Annotated in this window: 23 protein-coding genes; 17 read left to right on the top strand and 6 right to left on the bottom strand. The window is 63.6% G+C overall.

What is annotated here, in order from left to right; genetic code table 11:
• The first annotated feature begins 38 nt into the window (after positions 1–38).
• The 17 genes from N5P29_RS12485 (at position 39) to N5P29_RS12405 (ending at position 13,353) form a co-directional block, all read left to right on the top strand.
• On the top strand, positions 39–1,121 hold the full coding sequence (locus tag N5P29_RS12485; RefSeq protein ID WP_262275252.1) for an amidohydrolase family protein: 1,083 nt from the start codon (positions 39–41) through the stop codon (positions 1,119–1,121).
• A 77-nt stretch (positions 1,122–1,198) separates the two neighbouring features.
• Positions 1,199–2,116, top strand: a complete 918-nt coding sequence (locus tag N5P29_RS12480; protein ID WP_262275251.1) for a VOC family protein — start codon at positions 1,199–1,201, stop codon at positions 2,114–2,116.
• Positions 2,117–2,192: 76 nt separating this feature from the next.
• Positions 2,193–2,630 (top strand): hypothetical protein, encoded by a 438-nt coding sequence (locus tag N5P29_RS12475; RefSeq protein ID WP_262275250.1) that lies wholly within the window; start codon positions 2,193–2,195, stop codon positions 2,628–2,630.
• A 235-nt stretch (positions 2,631–2,865) separates the two neighbouring features.
• Entirely contained in the window at positions 2,866–3,288 is a 423-nt protein-coding gene (gene rpsP, locus N5P29_RS12470; protein WP_018776208.1) for a 30S ribosomal protein S16, read from the top strand.
• 1 nt (position 3,289) lies between these two features.
• Entirely contained in the window at positions 3,290–3,532 is a 243-nt protein-coding gene (locus N5P29_RS12465) for an RNA-binding protein (protein WP_144659985.1), read from the top strand.
• A 129-nt stretch (positions 3,533–3,661) separates the two neighbouring features.
• Positions 3,662–4,207: a ribosome maturation factor RimM gene (gene rimM / locus N5P29_RS12460; RefSeq protein WP_262275249.1), complete on the top strand. Its 546-nt coding sequence runs from the start codon at positions 3,662–3,664 to the stop codon at positions 4,205–4,207.
• The gene (trmD, locus tag N5P29_RS12455; protein ID WP_262275248.1) at positions 4,204–5,004 is read left to right on the top strand and encodes a tRNA (guanosine(37)-N1)-methyltransferase TrmD; all 801 of its coding nucleotides are present in this window, start codon (positions 4,204–4,206) and stop codon (positions 5,002–5,004) included. Before rimM ends, trmD begins: the two co-directional genes overlap by 4 nt.
• 264 nt (positions 5,005–5,268) lie before the next feature.
• On the top strand, positions 5,269–5,622 hold the full coding sequence (rplS, locus tag N5P29_RS12450; protein WP_144659988.1) for a 50S ribosomal protein L19: 354 nt from the start codon (positions 5,269–5,271) through the stop codon (positions 5,620–5,622).
• Between the two features lie 81 nt (positions 5,623–5,703).
• A complete protein-coding gene (gene lepB / locus N5P29_RS12445) occupies positions 5,704–6,381 on the top strand; it encodes a signal peptidase I (RefSeq protein WP_262275247.1) in 678 nt (225 codons plus the stop codon).
• Positions 6,382–7,173 carry a signal peptidase I gene (lepB, locus tag N5P29_RS12440; RefSeq protein WP_262275246.1) on the top strand — a complete coding sequence of 264 codons (792 nt, stop codon included), beginning with the start codon at positions 6,382–6,384 and terminating at the stop codon, positions 7,171–7,173. It abuts the gene before it with no gap.
• Positions 7,174–7,944, top strand: coding sequence for a ribonuclease HII (locus N5P29_RS12435; protein WP_262275245.1), 771 nt, complete (start codon positions 7,174–7,176; stop codon positions 7,942–7,944).
• A gap of 68 nt (positions 7,945–8,012) precedes the next feature.
• A complete protein-coding gene (locus N5P29_RS12430; RefSeq protein ID WP_018776202.1) occupies positions 8,013–8,357 on the top strand; it encodes a DUF2469 domain-containing protein in 345 nt (114 codons plus the stop codon).
• A gap of 114 nt (positions 8,358–8,471) precedes the next feature.
• Entirely contained in the window at positions 8,472–8,837 is a 366-nt protein-coding gene (locus N5P29_RS12425; protein ID WP_262278571.1) for a YraN family protein, read from the top strand.
• The gene (locus N5P29_RS12420; RefSeq protein ID WP_262275244.1) at positions 8,838–10,379 is read left to right on the top strand and encodes a YifB family Mg chelatase-like AAA ATPase; all 1,542 of its coding nucleotides are present in this window, start codon (positions 8,838–8,840) and stop codon (positions 10,377–10,379) included.
• Positions 10,380–10,416: 37 nt separating this feature from the next.
• The gene (gene dprA, locus N5P29_RS12415; RefSeq protein WP_262275243.1) at positions 10,417–11,622 is read left to right on the top strand and encodes a DNA-processing protein DprA; all 1,206 of its coding nucleotides are present in this window, start codon (positions 10,417–10,419) and stop codon (positions 11,620–11,622) included.
• Positions 11,623–11,685: 63 nt separating this feature from the next.
• Positions 11,686–12,612: a tyrosine recombinase XerC gene (locus N5P29_RS12410; RefSeq protein ID WP_262275242.1), complete on the top strand. Its 927-nt coding sequence runs from the start codon at positions 11,686–11,688 to the stop codon at positions 12,610–12,612.
• Positions 12,613–12,849: 237 nt separating this feature from the next.
• The gene (locus N5P29_RS12405) at positions 12,850–13,353 is read left to right on the top strand and encodes a DUF3145 domain-containing protein (RefSeq protein WP_018776197.1); all 504 of its coding nucleotides are present in this window, start codon (positions 12,850–12,852) and stop codon (positions 13,351–13,353) included.
• Positions 13,354–13,455: 102 nt separating this feature from the next.
• Here N5P29_RS12405 and N5P29_RS12400 read toward each other — a convergent pair whose 3' ends face one another.
• From N5P29_RS12400 to aceE, 6 genes are all read right to left on the bottom strand, one after another.
• Complete coding sequence (locus N5P29_RS12400) at positions 13,456–14,691, bottom strand: beta-ketoacyl-[acyl-carrier-protein] synthase family protein (RefSeq protein ID WP_262275241.1); 1,236 nt, start codon at positions 14,689–14,691, stop codon at positions 13,456–13,458.
• Positions 14,692–14,818: 127 nt separating this feature from the next.
• The gene (locus N5P29_RS12395; protein WP_011692310.1) at positions 14,819–15,064 is read right to left on the bottom strand and encodes an acyl carrier protein; all 246 of its coding nucleotides are present in this window, start codon (positions 15,062–15,064) and stop codon (positions 14,819–14,821) included.
• Positions 15,065–15,180: 116 nt separating this feature from the next.
• Positions 15,181–16,242, bottom strand: a complete 1,062-nt coding sequence (locus N5P29_RS12390; RefSeq protein WP_262275240.1) for a beta-ketoacyl-ACP synthase III — start codon at positions 16,240–16,242, stop codon at positions 15,181–15,183.
• Positions 16,239–17,168, bottom strand: a complete 930-nt coding sequence (locus tag N5P29_RS12385; RefSeq protein ID WP_262275239.1) for an ACP S-malonyltransferase — start codon at positions 17,166–17,168, stop codon at positions 16,239–16,241. The genes N5P29_RS12390 and N5P29_RS12385 overlap by 4 nt, the downstream gene beginning before the upstream one ends.
• A gap of 88 nt (positions 17,169–17,256) precedes the next feature.
• Complete coding sequence (locus tag N5P29_RS12380) at positions 17,257–18,501, bottom strand: PucR family transcriptional regulator (RefSeq protein ID WP_262275238.1); 1,245 nt, start codon at positions 18,499–18,501, stop codon at positions 17,257–17,259.
• Positions 18,502–18,682: 181 nt separating this feature from the next.
• Positions 18,683–21,433, bottom strand: coding sequence for a pyruvate dehydrogenase (acetyl-transferring), homodimeric type (gene aceE / locus N5P29_RS12375; RefSeq protein WP_262275237.1), 2,751 nt, complete (start codon positions 21,431–21,433; stop codon positions 18,683–18,685).
• Positions 21,434–21,756 lie beyond the last annotated feature (323 nt).

Below are 21,756 nucleotides of genomic sequence, written 5' to 3'. Positions count from 1 at the left end.
GCACCTGCGGCAGCACTCGTGCGGACTAGGATTTTGGCATGTCCAACATCATCGAATTCACCGGACCAGTGCTCGTTGCCGCGAATCAGGAACGACGCGGAATGTGGTCCGTCGGAGGCGCACTGACGTTCGAACGCCCGACGACTGAACCGGACAGCGTACTTGACGGCTGGGTCCTGCCGGGATTCGTTGATGCCCATTGCCACATCGGGCTGGGCCCCGGTGGTGCGGTTGATGAGGCCACTACCCACGCACAAGCCCAGGCTGACCTGGCCGCCGGGACGTTGCTCATTCGCGACTGTGGATCGCCCAGCGATACACGATGGGTGCAGCAGCGCACGGACCTGCCCCGCCTGATCAGATCCGGCCGCCATATCGCCCGAAGCCGCAGGTACCTGCGCGGATTGGGTCACGAGATCGAGCCGGAGCAGTTGGTCGAGACCGTACGGAAGGAAGCCCGCGACGGCGACGGCTGGGTGAAACTGGTGGGGGACTGGATTGACCGGGGCATTGGTGACCTGGCTGCCTCCTTTCCAGCGAAGACGGTCAAGGATGCCATTTCCGCCGCCCACGACGAGGGCGCCCGGGTCACGGCACATTGCTTTGCCGAAAACACCATCGACGACATGCTCGATGCCGGTATCGACTGCATCGAACACGCAACGGGTCTGTTGCCACGCCACATTCCACGGCTCGTGGAGCAGTCCGTCCCGATCGTTCCCACGTTGATCAACATCGCCACCTTCCCGGAGATCGCTGCCCAGGCCGCGCCCAAATTTCCTGGTTACGCGGACCACATGACGCGCCTCTGGGAACGCCGGCGTGAACGTGTGGTGGAGGCGTACGAGGCCGGAGTTGCCATCCGTGCCGGTACGGACGCCGGCAGCGTCATCAGGCATGGTCGGATTGCAGATGAGATGAAGGAACTGCACGACGCCGGCCTGCCGCCTGCAGCGGTCCTCGACGCCGCCACGTGGGGCGCCCGCAAGTGGCTGGGAGCCGAGGCCATCAGCGAAGGGGCGAGTGCCGACGTCGTGATCTGCCACGAGGATCCGCGCCGGAATGTCAGTACAGTCTCGGCACTCAAGCACGTCGTCCTGCGGGGGCAGCTGATCCGCTAGGAATAAATTGAAGCTTCAAGTAATTTAGATAGGTAGAACGTGCCGAAAGGCGGCCGCATCAACACCGGGAGCTTCACATGTCCGCTTCATCCATACAGGATCTTCTGCCTGCCGACCTCGCCATGGGCACCGTCATGCTTAAGGTCGGCGATATGAAAGTCATGAGTGACTACTACCAGCGCGCCTTGGGGCTGGAGGTTGTTGCCGAGCAGGACGGTGGCCTCTACCTGGGGCGCGTCGGCAAGCCTGTGGTCCACCTGGCACCGGCTGCCGGTCTCCAGCTTCCAGGGCGTGGTGAGGCCGGGCTGTTCCACACCGCTATCCTCTTCCAGGACCAGCCCTCATTGGCGGCCACCATCGCAACCACCGCCGGATATGAACCCCGTGCCTTTGTGGGAAGCGCGGACCACCTGGTCAGTGAAGCGTTCTACTTCACCGACCCCGAAGGCAACGGCATTGAGCTCTACTACGACAAGCCACGCGAAAGCTGGCAGTGGGACGGCAAAAATGTGGTCATGGACAATGTGGCCCTCCCGCCGCAGCGTTTCCTCCAGCAGCACCTGAGCGAAGCCGCGGTCACGGGCCAGCACGAAGCGGCGGCCGGCGTCGGCCACGTCCACCTTCAGGTGGGCGACGTCGCCACGGCCCACAACTTCTACGTCGAAACCCTGGGCTTCGAGAAGACCGCGGGTTGGCACGGCCAGGCGCTGTTCGTCTCCGCCGGTGGGTACCACCACCACATGGCCATGAATGTGTGGAACAGCCGCGGCGCCGGCCCCCGGAAGGACACCCTGGGGCTCGGGGAGGTGCTCATTGAGGTGCCCACCGGTGATGACGTCGGCGCACTGGCGGACCGCCTGCGGGTGGCCGGCGTGCAGAACCACCACACGGGCGCCGAACTGCAGTTCGAAGACCCGTGGAGGAACAAGCTGCGCGTTGCCGTGCGCCGGCCCGCGCCCGAGGCAGGACCCGCCAGGCCCGCCGGGCTGCACTAGTCTGGACAATGACGGCGCGGGACCTCCTGTCCTGCGCCGCACGCCCCGTCAGCACTAACGATTGAGAGTACTTTCCATGGGCTTTGCCGAAATTTTTGTAGCCACCCACGACGAAGCACTCAAGCGGGCAGCCGCCCTGGACAAGGGTGCCGACGTTGCCGGACCCGCGGTCCGGATCAAGGACATTACGGACTACGAAGTTGAACAGCTTGGGGACCTTGCGGGACAGGCGGTCCATGCTGCGGGCGCCGACTACGAACTTGCCCTGGTGGACGTCACCAGCGACGCGCTTCTTGGCGTTCCCGAGGCGATGGTGAGGGCGCTGGCCGAACTGCTCACCTACGAAAGCGAAGGCGAAGCCAACGTCCTCGACGACGTCGCTGCCGCCTGGGCTGCGCAGGAAGACATGCCCTTCGAAGCCGCCCAGTCACGGCAGTATGTCCAGCAACTGGCCGCCCTTGCCGCGGACGTGGAAAAGACCGAACGGGCCGGGCTCTACGTCTGGTCGGAATGAGCATCCGCCGTCCGGTCCGGTGAAGGCGACGTCCGCAAAGTGACCAAGAACTCACCGGCCCGTGCGGCGTAAGTCGTAAATGCCGCGGGCATCTGGCACAATAGACAGGTACTCGATCGGTACGGCCCCTCTCTCCGTGCTCGTATCTTGTCCTTCGAACCGCCAAGTATGGCCCGCCCCACGGGTGCAGAACGCCCGGTTCAACCCCGTTTCAGAAACAGGAGTGACCACAAAAGTGGCCGTAAAGATTCGCCTTAAGCGCTTCGGTAAGATGCGCGCACCGTACTACCGCATTGTCGTCATGGATGCCCGCGCCAAGCGCGATGGCCGTGCCATTGAAGAAATCGGCAAGTACCACCCCACCGAAGAGCCGTCGTACATCGAGGTCGCTTCCGAGCGCGCCCAGTACTGGCTCTCCGTTGGTGCCCAGCCGACCGAGCAGGTTGCCGCGATCCTCAAGATCACCGGTGACTGGCAGAAGTTCAAGGGCCTCCCGGGCCAGGAAGGCACCCTGAAGACCAAAGCTCCGAAGGAAGCTTTCGTAGCTCCGGAGAAGGGTTCCGTCATCATCCCGGAAGCCATCACCAAGAAGGCCAAGAAGGACGACGCTGCTGAGGCTCCGGCCGAGGCTGAAGCAGAGACCACCGAGGCTGAGTAAGTTGCTGGCAGAAGCGCTCGAGCACTTGGTCCGTGGGATCGTTGACAGCCCTGAGGATGTCAAGGTCAGTGCCAGGAACAACCGTCGCGGGGAATCCCTCGAGGTGCGCGTTCACCAGGAGGACCTCGGACGGGTGATCGGCCGTCAAGGACGTACTGCACGTGCACTGCGCACTGTGGTTGCTGCCTTGGCTGGTGGCGAGCAGGTCCGGGTCGACGTCGTCGATACCGACCGCCGCCGGTAACGCGCTCAGCACTTTTTGTCTTAGGTCCGGCCCCTTCACCGAATATGGTGGAGGGGCCGGATTGCTTTGTCCAACACTTCACCACCGCGACTGCCCGGCGGCGCGGAACAACAGAATTCAGAGGAACCCATGCAGCTCCAGGTGGCCCGGATCGGCAAACCCCATGGCATTCGTGGCGAGGTGACGGTGCAGGTACTCACCGACGCGCCCGCAGAGCGTTTTGTCGCGGGGACCGAGTTCGTCGTGGAGCCGGCCTCAGCCGGCCCGTTGACTGTCCGCAGCGCCAGGTGGAACAAGGACATCCTGCTGCTTGGCTTCGAGGAGATCGCGGACCGCAATGCCGCTGAAGCCATCCGTGGGGCAAAGCTGTTCATTGAAACGGAAGAACTCGACGACGACGACGAGGAAGGCTGGTACGAGCACGAACTCGTTGGCCTTCAGGCGCGTGTGGGTGCCCAGGTCGTTGGCAAGGTTGCCGCACTGAACACCATGCCCGCCCAGGACCTGCTGGTCATTGAATCCGAAGACGGCAAGGAGATCCTGGTTCCCTTCGTTGACGAAATCGTCCCGGAGGTCAACATCGAGGACGGCTACATCCTCATCACGCCGCCTGCGGGCCTGTTCGAGCTCAACGACGAAGGCAGCGCAGACTCCAACGGGGAGCCTGCTGAATGAGGATCGATGTCGTCAGCATTTTCCCTGAGTACCTTGCCCCGCTGGAGCTCTCGCTCATAGGCAAGGCCCGGCAGGATGGATTGCTCGAGCTTAACGTCCACGATCTCCGTACCTTCACCACGGACAGGCACCGGACGGTCGACGACACCCCGTATGGCGGCGGTGCCGGCATGGTCATGAAGCCCGAACCGTGGGCGCAGGCGCTTGAGTCCTTGATCCCTGGGGAGGCGGGCACCAAGCCGGTGCTCATCGTTCCGTCGCCGGCGGGGGAGCGCTTCAACCAGGCGTTGGCCTATGAGCTCGCCGAGGAAGAGCAGCTGGTCTTCGCTTGTGGTCGCTACGAAGGCATTGACGAACGCGTCATCGACTGGGCCCGCGCCCACTTCACGGTGCGTCCGGTCAGCCTTGGCGATTACGTGCTCAACGGAGGCGAAGTTGCCGTCCTCGCCATGGTGGAAGCGATCGGCCGCCTCCTTCCCGGGGTGGTCGGCAACCCCGAATCGTTGGTCGAGGAATCCCACTCCGACGGTCTCCTGGAGTACCCCGTTTACACCAAACCGTCGTCCTGGCGTGACCATGAGGTGCCGGAGGTCCTGCTCAGCGGCAACCACGGCAAGATCGCGCAGTGGCGCCGCCATGAGCAGTTCCGCCGGACGGCCGAACGCCGGCCTGACCTCCTGGCGGAATTCGACGCCGGTTCGTTGAGTCGCGCGGACCGCAACGCCCTTGCGGAGCTTGGCTACGAGGTAGCGGACGGACGCCTGCGGGCCACGCCCGGCGGCGACGCCGCCAACTGAGGCTGCCTGCCGCCGTCGTGCGTTGGCCGGGCCGCCAGTTGGCTGGATGGCTGCGCATATGGCAGAATTAATCCTTGTGTCTGCTGGGCTGACACCTGCCACAGGGGGAGTTCAGCCAACAGTCGGACAACCCGGTGACGCCAATCAGTGGCGGAGCCGGACACTAAGAAACTTCGGCGGAAATTTCCGGTGGCCTTGTGTGCCCCGGGCTTGTCCGCCGTAACCCAAAGTGAATGACCTGTGGCGTTCACCAGGAGTGGATTAATGCATATCCTCGATAGCGTAGATGCAGCTTCGCTGCGTAGCGATGTTCCTGAGTTCCGCGCGGGTGACACCCTCAAGGTTCACGTCAACATCATCGAAGGCAAGAACTCCCGTGTCCAGGTATTCCAGGGCTTCGTCCTGGGCCGCCAGGGTGACGGCGTTCGCGAAACCTTCACCGTGCGCAAGGTTTCCTTCGGTGTCGGCGTAGAGCGTACCTTCCCGGTACACTCCCCGATCATCGAAAAGATCGAGGTCGTCACCAAGGGTGACGTCCGCCGCGCGAAGCTTTACTACATGCGCGCACTGCGCGGTAAGGCTGCGAAGATCAAGGAAAAGCGCGACTTCGCCAAGTAAGCCCCGCGACTTACGCAACGGGTCCAGGATTCGTGCCCGGTAGTTCCGGAGCAATCCGCAACGCAACACAGGATACGAGTCATGGACACAACAGAACGCCAGCCCCGGAAACAGGGCTGGCGTTTTGTTTTGCTGGCGCTGGTCCTTGCGATCGCCATCAGTGGCCTGGTCCGTTCACTCTGGGTGGACGTCTACTACATTCCTTCCGAATCCATGGAGCCTCTCCTGATGACGGGCGACCGGATCCTGGTCTCGCGCACCGACTTCAGCGCCGAGCCTATCCGCCGGGGCGACGTCGTGGTCTTTGATGGACGAGGCTCCTTCGCGCCGCTCAGCAGTGGCAAGGGGCCTTTCGTGGATGCGGTCAACGCCGCGGGGCAGTGGTTCGGGCTGACGGGCAGCGACACCACATACGTAAAAAGGGTTATTGGCGTCCCCGGTGACCATGTTCAGTGTTGCGATGCCACCGGGCATCTCACAGTGAACGGTCAGGTACTTGAGGAACCCTATCTTTACCCGGGCGATGAACCCAGCACGCAGAAGTTCGACGTCGTGGTGCCCCGGGACCGTCTCTGGTTGATGGGTGACCATCGATCACGCTCTGCCGACTCCCGTGGGCTGCTGGGCGCGCCGGGCGGCGGCATGGTTCCCATGGAACGGGTTATCGGACGGCCGGTCCAGATCATCTGGCCACTTGATAGATTTACAGGGATGCCTCGCTCCATGCAGGCCGAAACATCATCGAAGGACGGACAGTAGATGCCGGACAAAGCTCCCGGGACCCCAGAGCGGTACGACGACGACGCGCGGCTCTCGGACGAAACGGCACCTTCAGATGGTGCGGAGACCCGGGCAGAGGCGGAAAAACCGGCCAGGAATCCTGTCCTTGTGTGGGTCAAGGAGATCGTCACTGTCGTGGCGATTGCGCTGGTGCTGTCCTTCCTGCTGAAGACGTTCCTCTTCAAGGCGTTCTTTATCCCATCGGAGTCCATGGAAAGCACCCTGGATGTCCAGGACCGGATCTTCATCAACCTGCTGGTTCCCGGGCCATTCGACCTCTCGCGCGGCGACGTGGTGGTCTTCAAGGACACCCAAGCGTGGCTGCCGCCTGTTGTGCAGAAGCCCGCAGGCCCCATGGACTGGGTGGGAGACACCCTTGAATTCGTGGGCCTGGCTCCGGACGCCAGCGAGCAGCACCTGGTCAAGCGGATCATCGGGCTTCCCGGCGATCATGTCAGTTGCTGTGATGCCCAGGGACGCGTCAGTGTCAACGGGGTGGCGCTCGATGAAAGCTACATCAATCCGGCTGAAACCCCCTCTCCGCAGACCTTCGACGTCGTTGTTCCCGAAGGTAAAGTGTGGGTTATGGGAGATAACCGCAACCACTCTGCGGACTCCCGGGCCCACCAGGAAACCAACGGCGGATTCGTGAATATTGAAGATGTTGAGGGCAAGGCCACCGTTATTGCCTGGCCAATCAACCGGTGGACTGTCCTGGACAACTATCCGGACGTTTTCCGTAACGTCCCCCAAGCAACCCCGGCAAAGTAGATGGCAACCACAGCAACAGGTCCCAAGGCCAAAGCCAAGACCCCGCCCAAAGCCAAGACCCAGCCCAAGGCAAAAGCGAAGGCGAAGAGCCCGCTGGGTTTTCCCACGTTGGACGTGGAGAGATCGTTCCACTCCGAAGGTGTGCGACTGCTTGCGGGTGTGGACGAGGTAGGACGCGGCGCTTTGGCCGGTCCCGTCAGCGTGGGAATCACGGTGGTCGACCTCGCCGAGCATGGCCTCCTGGCCGATGTTCGCGACAGCAAGCTGCTCAAGCCCGAAGACCGTGACCGCTTGGAACCCCTGGTCCGTGAATGGGCCCTGGCCTCAGCAGTGGGGCACGCCTCCTCACAGGAGATTGACGAGATCGGCATCATTGCCGCCCTGCGCCTGGCCGGGACCCGTGCGTGGTGTGAAATTCTCGACGGCGGCATCACGCCTGACCTGGTGCTGTTGGACGGCAGCCACAACTGGCTTTCACCGGACGTCCAGGCGTCGCTCTTTGACCCGGCACCGACCGGTGCACTGTGCGAAGCTCCTGTCCACACGAGGGTCAAAGCCGACATGAGTTGCCTCAGCGTGGCGGCGGCCAGTGTTTTGGCCAAGGTGGCCCGCGACCGCATCATGGTGGACCTCCACTCCGAGCTGCCCGCGTACGGCTGGAATGTGAACAAGGGGTATGCCACCGCCGCCCACCGTGACGTTATCCGCCTTCAGGGTCCCAGTGCTTACCACCGCACCAGCTGGCACTTGACCGGCGCCGTGGAGGAATAACTCCTGCCAGTCGCGCAGCTGTTGTGTACTTGGCGCGTACCAACCAGCAGATAGTGCAAGATGGAACTATGAGTGCCGAGGACCTTGAAAACTATGAAACCGACATGGAGCTGCAGCTCTACCGTGAGTACCGGGACGTAGTCGGTCTTTTCAGCTACGTTGTCGAGACGGAGCGACGGTTCTATCTGGCCAACCACGTCGATCTCCAAGCCCGCAGCGCAGACGGTGAGGTTTACTTCGACCTGACTTTGCAGGACGCGTGGGTCTGGGATGTTTACCGCTCCGCGCGCTTCGTCAAGAACGTCCGAGTGATCACCTTCAAGGACGTCAACGTCGAAGAACTGCCCCGCAGCGAAGACCTTGCGTTGCCCAAGGACGGCGGCCTGGGAGACCTTGGAGATCTCGGCAACTAGCGCTCTTCCGGGGAGCACTATTCCTCCACAACCTACGATTCCGGCCGGTTTACCCACATAGCAGCAGGCCGCCCTGTCACCGTCTGCCTCCAGCCTGAAGGCTGGTCAGTGGAGGTGGTGGCCATGAGGGCAAAAGACGTGCTGGGCCAATACGGCGAGGCATTGGCGGCGAATTTCCTGGCGGACCAGGGGATGCGGATCATTGATCGCAACTGGCGTTGTGCCGATGGGGAAATCGACATCGTTGCAATTGACGGCGACACCTTGGTGGTGGCCGAAGTCAAAACGCGCAGGAGCCTGGACTACGGGCATCCATTCGAGGCTGTAGGACCGGCCAAATTGGCCCGGCTCCATCGACTTGTCGCGTCCTGGTGCCGCGCCCACGAGTTCAAGGCGCGGCGTCAGCGTGTTGATGTCGTGTCGGTGGTTGACAGCGGCTTCGGCGATCCCGTGCTGGAGCACCTTCGGGGTGTTGGGTAGATGGGGGTCGGGCGCAGCTACAGCGTCGCCCTTGTGGGCCTGAACGGCTACATCGTGGAAGTAGAGGCCGACATCGGCCAAACACTACCCAACTTCGTGATCCTCGGGCTCCCCGACGCTGCCTTGAATGAGGCGAAGGAACGCATTCGCTCGGCCGCGCAAAACTCAGGGATACCTTTGAGCCGCCGGAAGATCACGGCGAACCTCATCCCTGCCTCACTTCCGAAACGTGGTTCCGGATTCGATCTGGCGATCACGATTGCGGTGCTGCGGGCTGCCAAGGACATCAGGTCCATCGACGGAACCGTGTTCATCGCTGAGCTTGGCCTGGACGGCAGGCTGAGGCCGGTCCGTGGGATGTTGCCCGCGGTGATGGCCGCCGTCCAGGCCGGCTATCCAGACATTGTGGTGGCCGAGGCGAATGTTGCGGAGGCGGCGCTTGTCCCGGGCGCAAACGTCCGGGGCTACAAGACGCTGGCCAGGCTGGCGTACGACTTTGGCGCAGACCCGAAAGACCTCGCGCTGGACTATGAGCCCGCGGACGAGGATGTCCCTGGCGCGGACGTGGACAGCTTGGCCTCTGCGCCCGATCTTTGTGATGTCTCAGGGCAAGGCGAAGCGCGACGTGCATTGGAAGTGGCTGCTGCAGGCGGACACCATATGCTGCTGACCGGCCCGCCCGGGGCCGGCAAGACCATGCTGGCCGAGAGACTTCCCGGATTGCTGCCGGACCTGGCGGACACGGCCGCAATGGAGGTGACCGCCATCCATTCCCTGGCTGCGGTCCAAGCCTCTGCTGTTCGGTTGGTCCGAAGACCGCCTTTCGAGAATCCACACCACAGTGCAACGGCCGCGGCCATCATCGGCGGCGGTTCGGGCCTTCCGCGGCCCGGTGCCGCGTCACGTGCCCATCGGGGCGTGCTGTTCCTCGACGAGGCTCCAGAGTATGAACGACGGGTGTTGGACGCCCTTCGGCAGCCACTGGAAAGTGGCGAGCTGGTGATCCACCGTTCGGCCGGAACTGCTGCCTATCCGGCCCGCTTCCAACTGGTTCTGGCCGCCAATCCATGTCCTTGCGGGAAAGCATCCGGCAAAGGGATGGAGTGCACCTGCACGGCGATGATGCGGCGCCGCTACTTCGGGAGGATGTCGGGCCCACTGCTGGACCGCGTCGATATCCAACTGCAAGTGGAACGGGTATCCCTGGCGGATTTCGGCAACGCCGGGAAAGAAGAGGATACCCGCACTGTGGCAGGGCGGGTAGCAGCCGCCAGGGAAAGGCAGCTGGTCCGCCTGAACGGCTTGGGGTTCGAGACGAATGCGCAGGTCCCCGGACGAAGCCTTCGCGGCGAACTGCGCTTGTCCCCGGGGACCACACGAATCCTGGACGCCGCCTTGGAGCGGGGCATCCTGACGGCGCGGGGCTACGACCGTGTCCTGAGGCTCGCTTGGACGCTTGCGGATCTGGACCTCAGCGACATGCCCGATGCTGACCACATAGGGCAGGCACTTGGCCTGAGGCAGGCCACGGCAGCGACATGAGCACAAACAACACGACGCGAAATAAGGATTCGGAGGCATGAGTGAGGGAGGACTAGGCGTGCAGGACAAAGAAAGGATTGCCCGGGCAGCTCTGGCCCGGCTAATGGAACCCCAGGACTCAGTGGGACTGGCCTTGGTCCACGTGGCCGGAGCTGTCGACGCCCTTGGCGTTGCAACAGGGGAACTGCGAACTGGACCTGCCCTGGAACAGGAGATCTCCGCCGTGCTCCGCGACGGCGGAGGACCCGCAAGCTGGCCAGGGCTCCAGGACAGTCTCAAGCGGTGGGCACCTCGTGTTGCCGACTTGGCTCCAGAGCGCGACCTGGAGACCATGCGGCGGCTTGGCGGCCGTATGATCATGCCCGGAGATGACCTGTGGCCGGAGCAATTGTCCGATCTTGGCCTTCAGGAACCCCTCTGCCTGTGGTGGCGGGGGCACGAGCAGGAACTGCCGTCAGCATCGCACGCCATCGCACTGGTGGGCTCCCGGGACAGTACCGGCTATGGCGCATCGGTCACGGGAGACTTCGCATATGGACTGGCCCAGCGGGGCTTGACCGTGGTCTCGGGCGGGGCCTATGGCATCGACGCCAACGCGCACCGTGGAGCGCTCAACGGAGGGGTAGCCGGGCTGCCCACCATAGCGGTCATGGCCGGGGGAGTCGACCGCTTCTACCCCTCCGGCAATGAGGACCTCCTGCGGGCTGTCTGCACCCAGGGAGCTGTTATTTCGGAAGTTCCCCCGGGTTCGGCGCCCACACGGTACAGATTCCTGCAACGGAACCGGCTCATAGCCGCCCTTGCCTCTGTCACCGTGGTGGTGGAAGCCCGGTGGCGTTCAGGGGCACTGAACACGGCACATCACGCTGAGACGATCGGCCGTGTGGTGGCCGCAGTTCCGGGATCAATCCACAGCGCAAACTCGGCCGGTTGCCACCGCCTTCTCAGGGAGGGGGGAGCCGTATGCGTGACGGACGTGGGCGAGATTGCCGAACTTGCCGGGGCCATGGGTGAGTCCGACGCCGAGGACAAGGACGAAGGCGCGGCGGTCCATGACGGGTTGTCGCTGGAGGACCTCATCCTCCTGGATGCCCTGCCCCTTCGCTCCTCAAGTTCCGTGGAAAAACTATCCGTCGTGGCGGGCTTGAGCACGGTCGCAGTTCGTGCTGGTCTTGGCCGGCTGGGACTGTTGGGCCTGGCCGTATCGGAGCGGGGCGCATGGAAGCGTGGAAAGAATGCTTAGCGCCTTTCGGAACAGGCATGTTGGTGCAGGCGCCGTGCAAAGACTGCTGGCACAGTTGGATGGGTGGATGCACGATCACTACCTTCAAACTTGGCCGACGCAGTTGAAGGCTTCCGTCGATACCTTGAGGCTGAGCGGGCCCGGTCAGCCCACACCGTCCGCGCCTACACGGCAGATGTTGAGAGCCTTCTCGCTTTCGCTGTTGAAGAGGGGGTCCAGGAATTGAAGCAACTGGAGCTCGGGTCGCTTCGGCGTTGGCTTGGTGCCCAGAGTGAAGCTGGAATGTCCCGGGCTACGCTGGCCAGACGTGCGGCGACGGCCAGGTCCTTCACCGGCTGGGCGCTCCGGGAAGAACTGATCCTCACCGACCCAGCGGTGCGGCTGCAGGCCCCCAAGCGCAGCAAGGCCCTCCCTGGCGTCTTGCAGCAACAGCAGGTCACCCGCATCGTTGATGACCTGGGCGTCGCCGCCGAGGGCGGTGGTCCGATGGCCCTCCGCAACCGGGCAATGGTTGAGTTGCTTTACGCCACAGGTGTCCGGGTGGGCGAACTTGCGGGACTGGACATTGATGATCTGGACCCGGACCGAAGAACCCTGCGTGTGCTCGGAAAGGGTAACAAAGAGCGCACCGTACCATTCGGCGTCCCGGCTGCCCTGGCCGTGGACGACTGGGTCAGGCGGGGCCGCCCAGCCGTAGCAGCTGCACGAAGCGGGCCGGCCCTGTTCCTGGGAGTCCGGGGTAACCGCGTCGATCCCCGGCAGATCCGCTCCGTGGTAAGCGGGTTGCTCCAGGCGCTGGGTGATACCTCCGCCACGGGACCGCACGCGCTGAGGCATAGCGCGGCGACGCATCTTCTCGACGGCGGCGCCGACCTGCGTGCCGTCCAGGAAATCCTCGGGCACAGCAGCCTCGCCACCACGCAGATCTATACCCATGTGTCCGTGGACCGGCTCAGGAACAGCTATCAGCAGGCGCACCCGCGTGCCTGAACATGAACGCTTCAGACACCGCACTGGCGGAAAGCAGCAACGTACGGCAAAATAAGAGCACCACGGGGAAACCTTCAATTCATGCTTGAGGGTTAGATCTGTGCCAAGATCGTCAGCAGGACGACACAAATGAATAGCCTGTCAGGGCCCACATGAATTCCATGGCATCCGGCAGCATCGGCAAACATCCAAGCAGAGGTCGTTGGGGAAGACGTACCTACAGCTATGGAGGATGGAATGTCTGTTGCAACAACCCGCGGTGTCTTGTTCGTGCACTCGGCCCCGACTGCACTTTGCCCGCATGTCGAGTGGGCCATTGGATCGGTCGTGGATAAGCGGACCGATCTTGAGTGGACCCCTCAACCTGCCGCGCCCGGAATGTTCCGGGCTGAGCTTTCCTGGACCGGTGCTCCAGGAACCGGGGCACAACTGGCGTCGGCTCTTCGGGGCTGGGCGCATCTGCGCTACGAGGTTACCGAGGAACCCAGCCAGGGTGTCGACGGTGCCCGCTGGTCGCACACGCCCGAGCTCGGCATTTTCCATGCCGTGACCGATGTGCACGGCAACATCATGGTGACCGAAGACCGCATCCGTTACGCGTATGAATCCGGTGCCGGAGATCCTTCGGCCGTTTACCACGAGTTGTCCCTGGCCTTGGGTGAGGCGTGGGATGAAGAACTCGAGCCATTCCGGCATGCTGCCGAAGGCGCCCCCGTACGCTGGCTGCACCAAGTGGGCTGACAGTCCAGCCAAGCAGTACCCCATAGCAATGAAGAGGGCCCCACCGGATGGTGGGGCCTTCTTCATGTCAAGGCAATAACCCTCGGACTAACCGAGCCTGCTTCAGACGTTTCGCACTGCAATGACTGCGTTGTGTCCACCGAAACCGAACGAGTTGCTCAGCGCTACGATGTCTCCGGCCGGAAGGTCGCGGACGGAGGTTACGACGTCGAGGGGGATCTCGGGATCCTGGTTCTCGAGGTTGATGGTGACCGGAGCCTTGCGTTCATAGACGGCGAGCACCGTGAGCACGGCCTCAACGGCGCCTGAAGCACCCAGGAGGTGGCCCATCTGAGACTTCGTTGCGGAGACCGCGACGTTGTCCACGTGGGTTCCCAGGGCAGCGCGGAGGGCTGTGTACTCGGGCTTGTCGCCTACCGGGGTTGAGGTGGCGTGCGCGTTGACGTGCACAACGTCCTCGGCCTGGATCCGGCCATCGAACATTGCGGCCTTCAGGGCCCTGGTGGCACCCAGGCCCTCGGGGTCCGGGGCGGTGATGTGGTAGGCATCCGCCGTCACCGATGTTCCGGCGAGTTCCGCGTAGATACGGGCGCCGCGTGCGATGGCGTGTTCCTCGGCCTCCAGGACCAAGGCGCCGGCACCTTCACCCATGACGAAGCCGTCACGGTCGGTGTCGTACGGGCGGGAGGCGCGCTCGGGCTCGTCATTGCGGCGGGACAGAGCCTGCATGGAAGAGAAAGCGGCCAAGGGCATCGGGTGGATAGCCGCTTCGGCGCCACCACATACCACTACGTCCGCCTTGCCGGACCGGATCAGGTCCAATCCAAGGTGAAGGGCTTCAGTTCCGGATGCGCAAGCGGAAACCGGCGTGTGGGCACCGGCGCGTGCTCCGAGGTCGAGGCTGACGGCAGCTGCTACGCCGTTGGGCATGAGCATGGGGACGGTCATGGGCAGGACCCGGCGCGGGCCCTTGTCTCGGAGGGTGTCCCAGGCATCCAGGAGAGTCCAGACGCCGCCGATTCCGGTAGCAAAAGCCACGGCCAGGCGGTCGTGGTCGATCTCCCCGATTCCGGCGTCGGACCATGCTTCGCGGGCGGCGATGACGCCAAACTGCGTGGACGGGTCCATCCGCTTGGCCTCAACCCGGCTCAGGACATCCAGGGCAGGCGTGGAGCACCTGGCAGCAAAGTGGACGGGGAGGTCGTACTTGGCGACCCACTCATCTTCGAGGGTACGGGCGCCGGAGACCCCTTTCAGCGCGTTCTGCCACATTGTGGGTACGTCGCCGCCGATGGGAGTGGTGGCCCCCAAGCCGGTTATGACTACTTTGCGTGCCATGTGATCACTCTCTGTCGGATCAGCCGTCCCGTTCGCGGTCAGCGCGGGCGGCAGGAAAACTTTGGGCGTTATTGCGGCTGTGCCGGGCAGGGACTGGCGCCCCGGCCCGGCACAGCTGGTGTCAGGACTAGGCCTGAGCGTTCGCGATGAAGCTGACGGCGTCGCCGACGGTCTTGAGGTTCTTGACCTCTTCGTCGGGGATGCGGACGCCGAACTTCTCTTCAGCGTTGACGACGATGGTCATCATGGAGATGGAGTCGATGTCCAGGTCCTCGGTGAAGGACTTGTCGAGCTCGACGGCTTCGGTGGCAAGGCCGGTCTCTTCGTTGACGATTTCAGCCAGGCCGGCCAGGATCTCTTCGTTGCTAGCCATTGTTGGCTCCTTTTCTTGTTGTACCGGCTGCTGCCGGAAAGGGGGCAAACCGCGGTTACGGTTTGGGTTTGTCAGGAATATTCAGTTGGCTGGAGGCCGCCGTGGCCGGTCCAGGTCTACGGCAGGACGACAACCTGTGCGCCGAAGACCAAGCCGGCGCCGAAGCCGATCTGCAGGGCAAGGCCGCCACTCAAGCCAGGGTTCTCCTGGAGCAAGCGGTGCGTTGCCAAAGGGATGGAGGCAGCAGACGTGTTTCCGGCTTGGGCGATATCGCGGCCGATCACCACAGACTCGGGGAGCTTGAGCTTCTTCACCATCTCATCAATGATGCGCATGTTCGCCTGGTGGGGAACGAACGCAGCAAGGTCACTGGCTTCGATGCCTGCAGCGTCCAATGCCTGTTGGGCTACCTTGGCCATCTCCCATACCGCCCAGCGGAAGACGGTCTGGCCGTCCTGACGCAGGGTAGGCCACACATCCTGGGTTGCCGAAAGGATGGCGGGGTCATCAATTTCGTCGGAGTGCCTGGCGGACTCGCCGAGCTTCTTGACGTCTTCAAGGGAGTGGGTCATGCCGATGGCGTCCCACTTGCTGCCGTCGGAGCCCCATACGGAGGGGCCGATACCGGGTGTGTCGGAGGGGCCAACGACGACGGCGCCGGCTCCGTCACCCAGGAGGAACGAGATGGTGCGCTCGTGGTTGTCGATGACATCCGAGAGCTTTTCGGCGCCTACCACCAGCACGTACTCGGCCGCGCCGGAGCGGACCAATGCATCAGCCTGGGCAACGCCGTAGCAGTACCCGGCACAGGCGGCAGAGATATCAAAGGCGGGTGCCGGCGTTGCGCCCAAGCGGTCGGTCAACGCAGCTGCTGCGGAGGGCGTCGCGTAGGGGTGGGTAACTGTGGAGACAATGACGGCCCCAAGCTGTGACGCTTCGATGCCTGCCTGGGCCAGTGCTTCCCGGGCTGCCCCTTCGGCCATGTCGATGACGCTGACATCCTCCGCCGCGCGGTGGCGGGTGATGATGCCGGTCCGCTGGCGGATCCATTCATCCGAGGAATCGATCCACTGGCACACGTCCTCGTTGGTGACAATGACGTCCGGGCGGTACGCCCCGATACCCAGGATGCGGGCGTTCTCATTGACGGCGGCCTTGTTCAGTACCGGGGTGCTCATGCCTGTCCCTCCAGTTCAGCAAAGAGTGCGAGAGCCGCGGACAGGTCGTCCGGGGTTTTGACTGCGACGGTCTTCACGCCGGGCATCCCGCGCTTGGCCAGTCCGGCCAAGGTGCCGGCCGGTGCAAGCTCAATGACGCCGGTAACGCCGCGCTCCACCAGTGTTTCCATGCACAGGTCCCAGCGGACGGGTCGGGATACCTGGGCGATCAGGCTTTCGACGGCGGCAGGGCCGTCCGTGACTTCCTTGCCGTCGTAGTTGGACAGCAGGGGCACCGAAGGGCTCTGCGGCGACAGCGAAGGCTTGAGGGCTTCGAGGGCGCTGACCGCGGGGGCCATGTGGGAGGTGTGGAAAGCGCCGGCGACCTTGAGCGGAATCACACGCGCTTTCGCGGGCGGGTTGTCCGCAAGGGCCTTGAGCTGCTCGAAGGTTCCCGCGGCGACGGTCTGGCCGGCGCCGTTGACGTTGGCGGGGGTGGCGCCGGAGGCTTCAATTGCCGCCAGGACCTCGGCGGGATCGCCGCCCACTACAGCGCTCATGCCGGTGGGGGTCACTGCTGCTGCGGCGGCCATGCTGTTGGCGCGTTCGCGGACGAAGGTCATGGCCTCGGATTCGGTGAGGACGCCGGCAAGGGCGGATGCCGTGATTTCACCAACGGAGTGGCCGGCCAGAATGACCGGCAGGGTGCTCAACTCGACGTCGAACAGGGACTGCGCGGCCACAAGGCCCGCCGCGACGATCAGCGGCTGTGCGACGGCAGTGTCCTTGATGGTCTCTTCATCGGAGGTGGTGCCATGGGCCTTGAGGTCAATGCCTGCGATCTCGCTCAGGGCGGCCACTTGGCCTTCGACGGAGGGGAGTTCCAGCCAAGGGGCCAAAAATCCGGGGGTCTGGGAGCCCTGTCCAGGGCAGACGATTGCAAGCACGTATCCAGCTTTCCAAATTGCCACGTGATCCACTGGTGTTTTGGTACACCAAGCTCACTGGGTCAGTTTGTAGGAAGTCTACAACGGTTCAGTTCTGTGAACGTGACGCATGACGTTCGGGAACGGCTTTTGGCGGGGCCGACAGCCGTCCCACAACCAGGGCGGTCTGCAGCACAAACGCCTCCCTCGGAAGCAGCGGATCCCAGCCTGTCACGTCGCAGACACGCTTCAAACGGTAGCGCACCGTGTTGGCGTGGACGAACAGTTCCCGGGCCGTTGCTTCCAGCGAATGTCCCAATTCAAGGTACGTCCCGAGAGTCTCCACGAGGCCGTTGGAGGCCGCCAGCAGGGGCCGGTAGATGTTCTTGATGAGGGATCGCCGGGCAGCGTCATCACCGGAAACCACGCGCTCCGGAAGGAGATCATCGGCGGCAACAGGTCGGGGGGCGGAGGGCCACGCACGGGCTGCGGTCAGGCCCGCGAACGCAGCTTGCGCGGAGCTGCTCGCTTCAAGCAGGGAGCCGGCTTCAGGGCCATACACCACCGCACCCGGCGCGAAGAGTTCACTGAGCTTCAGGTAGGCCGTGTCCCGGTCCTGCACCCCGCCAAGGATAAGGATGAGGCGGTCACCTTGGATACCCACCAGCGCGTCCTCGGCGAACCGGCCCGCAGTGCGGCGCAGTTCGCTGACGTAGCTCGCGCTGGGTTCGGACGGGGAATTGCCCACCATGACGGTAAACCGCTCCTGCGCTTTCCAGCCGAGGGCCGCTATCCGGGACCGCAGGGCGTCGGTGTTCTCGCCCCGGAGAATGGCGTCAACTATCAGCGCTTCAAGGCGTGTATCCCAGGAGCCGCGTGACTCCGCTGCGCGTGCATAGACATCCGCGGCGGCGAACGCCACCTCACGGGAGTAGCGCAGGACAGCTTCACGCAAGGAAGGCTGGTCGGATTCCGGTGCTATGACGGGCACTTGGTCCTCGACCACCTCAACTACGATCCGGATCAGTTGCAGGGCCTTCTGCAGGCTGATGGAGCGGGTGAGCTCGGTAGGGGCGTTGCCGAAGACATCGGTAAGGATCCAGGACGGCGAACTGGGGCGCTCGTACCAGGTGACGAAGGCGGCGATTCCGTTCTGCGCCACCAGGCCCAGCGCGGAGCGCTCGTCGGAGCTCAGGCGGCTGTACCAGGGGAGCGACTTCTCCAGCTGGCGCATCGTGCTGGTGGACAGTTGCCCGACGTTGGCGCGGAGCTGCCGAAGGGTTTCCGCCTTTTCCGGCGACAATGCCTGGGGCGCTGCCTTGCGCTTTGAAGTTGTTTTGGTGGGCTCTGCCATGGAACGAGCATACGGCCCAGCGGTGGGAAGCTCCATTTGTGCGAAGGCTACAACTCGCCTTGTCGCCGTCACCTTCGGCCCGACCGCCCGCAGAGCGCTTAAAAGCCCGACGGCGGCCCCCACCTTTGGTGAGGACCGCCGTCGCGGATAGTGCTGGTGACGCGTGACGTCCCGGAAGGACTTAGGCGTCTCCGCCTGCTCCGCCGGTGGTGCCGGCGTTCACATCCAGAAGCCGGTACTTGTCGATCGCCTTTTCCACGGCACCTTCTTCAACTTCGCCCTTGGCGGCGAGGAGTTGGAGGGTTTTGGTGACGATGGAGTGGGTGTCGTTTTTGAAGTAGCGGCGGGCGGCTTGGCGGGTGTCGGAGAAGCCGAAGCCGTCTGCTCCGAGGGAGGCGAAGTCGTTGGGGATGTATTGGCGGATTTGGTCGGGGACGGCTTTCATGTAGTCGGAGACGGCGATGACGGGTCCGTGGTGGCCGGTGAGTTGTTCGGTGATGAACGGGGTTCGTGGGGGTTGGCCGGGGTTGAGGAAGGCGTGGTCGTCGGTTTCGAGTCCGTCGCGTCGGAGTTCGTTCCAGGAGGTCACGGACCAGACGGTCGCGGCGACGCCCCAGTCTTCGTTGAGGATTTTTTGGGCGTCGAGGGCCCAGGGCACGGAGACGCCGGAGGCGAGGATTTGTGCGGTGGGCCGGTTGGTGTCTCCTTGGGGGGCGTCAGCGAGTTTGTAGATGCCTTTGAGGAGTCCGTTGGTGTCGAGGTTTTCGGGTTCGGCGGGTTGGGTGATGGGTTCGTTGTAGACGGTGAGGTAGAACATCACGTTCTTATCCTCGGAGTCTTCGCCGTACATGGTTTCGAGGCCGTGGCGGATGATGTGGCCGATTTCGTAGCCGTAGGCGGGGTCGTAGGTGCGGACGGCGGGGTTGGTGGAGGCCAGGATGGGGGAGTGTCCGTCGGCGTGTTGGAGTCCTTCGCCGGTGAGGGTGGTCCGTCCTGCGGTGGCGCCGATGATGAATCCGCGGGTCATTTGGTCTGCTGCGGCCCAGAACGAGTCTCCGGTGCGTTGGAAGCCGAACATGGAGTAGAAGACGTAGATCGGGACCAGGGGTTCGCCGTGGGTGGCGTAGGAGGTGCCGGCGGCGGTGAAGGCTGCGACGGCGCCGGCTTCGTTGATGCCGGGGTGGATCAGTTGTCCGGCGGGGGATTCTTTGTAGGCCAGGACGAGGTCGCGGTCCACGGAGAGGTAGTTCTGGCCTTTGGGGTTGTAGATTTTCGCGGTCGGGAAGAACGCGTCCATGCCGAAGGTGCGTGATTCGTCCGGGACGACCGGGACGAGGCGGTGGCCGAAGTTTTTGTCCCGCATGAGGTCTTTGAGGAGCCGGACGAAGGCCATGGTGGTCGCGGCTTGTTGTTTGCCGGAGCCGCGTTTGGCGACGTCGTAGGATTTGGCCTCGGGCAGGGTCACGGGGGTGTGGGTGCGGCGGCGTTCGGGCACGAACCCGCCGAGCTCTGCCCGGCGGTCCATGAGGTACCGGATTTCGGGGGCGTCCATGCCGGGGTGGTAGTACGGGGGCCGGTAGAGGTCCGCGTCGAGTTGCTCGTCGGTGATGGGGATGCGGAGGTGGTCACGGAAGGCTTTGAGGTCTTCCATGGTCAGTTTCTTCATCTGGTGGGTCGCGTTGCGGCCCTCGAAGTGCGGGCCCAGGCCGTAGCCCTTGACCGTTTTGGCCAGGATCACGGTGGGTTTGCCCTTGAACTCGGTCGCTGCCTTGTACGCGGCGTAGACCTTGCGGTAGTCGTGGCCGCCACGCTTGAGGCCCCAGATCTGCTCATCGGTCAGGTCCGCGACCATGTCCTTGGTCTGCGGGGACTTGCCGAAGAAGTGTTCGCGGACGAACCCGCCGGATTCGGCCTTGTAGGTCTGGTAGTCACCATCGGGGGTTTCGTTCATGATTTTCACCAACGCCCCGTCCTGGTCCGCTTCGAGCAGGGAGTCCCACTCACGGCCCCAGACGACCTTGATCACGTTCCAGCCCGCGCCGCGGAAGAACGCCTCGAGTTCCTGCATGATCTTGCCGTTGCCGCGCACCGGCCCGTCCAGGCGCTGGAGGTTGCAGTTGATCACGAAGTTCAGGTTGTCCAGGTTCTCGTTCGCGGCGAGCTGGAGCAGGCCACGGGATTCAGGCTCGTCCATTTCACCGTCACCAAGGAACGCCCAGACCTGCTGGTCACTGGTGTCCTTGATGCCACGGTTGTGCAGGTACCGGTTGGACTGGGCCTGGTAGATCGCGTTCATCGGGCCGATACCCATCGACACGGTCGGGAACTCCCAGAACCCCGGCATCAGGCGCGGGTGCGGGTACGAGGACAGGGCGTGGCCTTCCTTGGACTTCTCCTGACGGAACCCGTCCAGGTCCTCCTCGGACAACCGCCCTTCCATGAACGCCCGGGCGTACATCCCCGGGGACGCGTGGCCCTGGAAAAACACCTGGTCCCCGCCCGAGGGGTGGTCCTTGCCCCGGAAGAAATGATTGAAACCCACCTCGTACAACGTCGCGGCACCGGCATACGTGGAAATATGCCCACCGACACCAATATCGGAGCGCTGCGCACGATGGACCATCACCGCGGCGTTCCACCGCATATACGCCCGGTACCGGCGCTCGAACTCCTCATTCCCCGGGAACGGCGCTTCCTGGTCCACCGGGATCGTGTTCACATAATCAGTGGTCGTCACCATCGGCACACCCACGCTCCGGGCACCAGCACGCTGCAACAACGAACGCATAATGTACTGCGCCCGCTCTGTACCCTGCTCAGCGATCAACGCATCAAGGGACTCAATCCACTCCGCGGTCTCTTCCGGATCACGATCAGGCAGCTGGGCAGTCAACCCGCTGAGGATGTGTGAGGTCTCTTCTCCTGCAGCCACGTCCAACCTTCCTTATTGGCGCATCCATCGGCGCCTCAAGTCCGGCAGGGTGACTGCCCGTCGTGAACGCGTCGTGTGCGACATCTCGGTTTCAACAGCCCGGTCGGATGCGCCGGGCAGGTCTTGTGAGCGCCTGGCTGCCCAGTAGAATTCTGCGGGGCGATCGCCCTGCAGCCATAGCGCTCATGGCCACTCTAGCTTTCACTGCGCCGCTATGCGTAGCCGCAGCCCCCGCAGGGCGTTGTATGTCACATCCAAACGGCCTGCGTGACGCAAAGCACGCCCCCGCCAAGGGCTCCAAACGCCGTCGATGGTGCGGAATG

This window comes from Paenarthrobacter sp. JL.01a, assembly GCF_025452095.1.
Classification (GTDB): Bacteria; Actinomycetota; Actinomycetes; order Actinomycetales; family Micrococcaceae; genus Arthrobacter.
The sequence above is the reverse complement of the archived record's forward strand: the minus strand, read 5'-3'. Positions and strand labels throughout refer to the sequence as shown.

Bases quoted from the DNA above. Each gene is read 5' to 3' on its own strand.
- rplS (WP_144659988.1), top strand. From the start codon at position 5,269: ATGCATATCCTCGATAGCGTAGATGCAGCTTCGCTGCGTAGCGATGTT.
- N5P29_RS12475 (WP_262275250.1), top strand. From the start codon at position 2,193: ATGGGCTTTGCCGAAATTTTTGTAGCCACCCACGACGAAGCACTCAAG.
- N5P29_RS12400 (WP_262275241.1), bottom strand. From the start codon at position 14,691: ATGGCACGCAAAGTAGTCATAACCGGCTTGGGGGCCACCACTCCCATC.
- N5P29_RS12380 (WP_262275238.1), bottom strand. From the start codon at position 18,501: ATGGCAGAGCCCACCAAAACAACTTCAAAGCGCAAGGCAGCGCCCCAG.
- N5P29_RS12435 (WP_262275245.1), top strand. From the start codon at position 7,174: ATGGCAACCACAGCAACAGGTCCCAAGGCCAAAGCCAAGACCCCGCCC.
- N5P29_RS12480 (WP_262275251.1), top strand. From the start codon at position 1,199: ATGTCCGCTTCATCCATACAGGATCTTCTGCCTGCCGACCTCGCCATG.
- rimM (WP_262275249.1), top strand. From the start codon at position 3,662: ATGCAGCTCCAGGTGGCCCGGATCGGCAAACCCCATGGCATTCGTGGC.
- N5P29_RS12420 (WP_262275244.1), top strand. From the start codon at position 8,838: ATGGGGGTCGGGCGCAGCTACAGCGTCGCCCTTGTGGGCCTGAACGGC.
- N5P29_RS12405 (WP_018776197.1), top strand. From the start codon at position 12,850: ATGTCTGTTGCAACAACCCGCGGTGTCTTGTTCGTGCACTCGGCCCCG.
- trmD (WP_262275248.1), top strand. From the start codon at position 4,204: ATGAGGATCGATGTCGTCAGCATTTTCCCTGAGTACCTTGCCCCGCTG.
- N5P29_RS12390 (WP_262275240.1), bottom strand. From the start codon at position 16,242: ATGAGCACCCCGGTACTGAACAAGGCCGCCGTCAATGAGAACGCCCGC.
- N5P29_RS12395 (WP_011692310.1), bottom strand. From the start codon at position 15,064: ATGGCTAGCAACGAAGAGATCCTGGCCGGCCTGGCTGAAATCGTCAAC.
- dprA (WP_262275243.1), top strand. From the start codon at position 10,417: ATGAGTGAGGGAGGACTAGGCGTGCAGGACAAAGAAAGGATTGCCCGG.
- N5P29_RS12485 (WP_262275252.1), top strand. From the start codon at position 39: ATGTCCAACATCATCGAATTCACCGGACCAGTGCTCGTTGCCGCGAAT.
- lepB (WP_262275246.1), top strand. From the start codon at position 6,382: ATGCCGGACAAAGCTCCCGGGACCCCAGAGCGGTACGACGACGACGCG.
- lepB (WP_262275247.1), top strand. From the start codon at position 5,704: ATGGACACAACAGAACGCCAGCCCCGGAAACAGGGCTGGCGTTTTGTT.
- N5P29_RS12430 (WP_018776202.1), top strand. From the start codon at position 8,013: ATGAGTGCCGAGGACCTTGAAAACTATGAAACCGACATGGAGCTGCAG.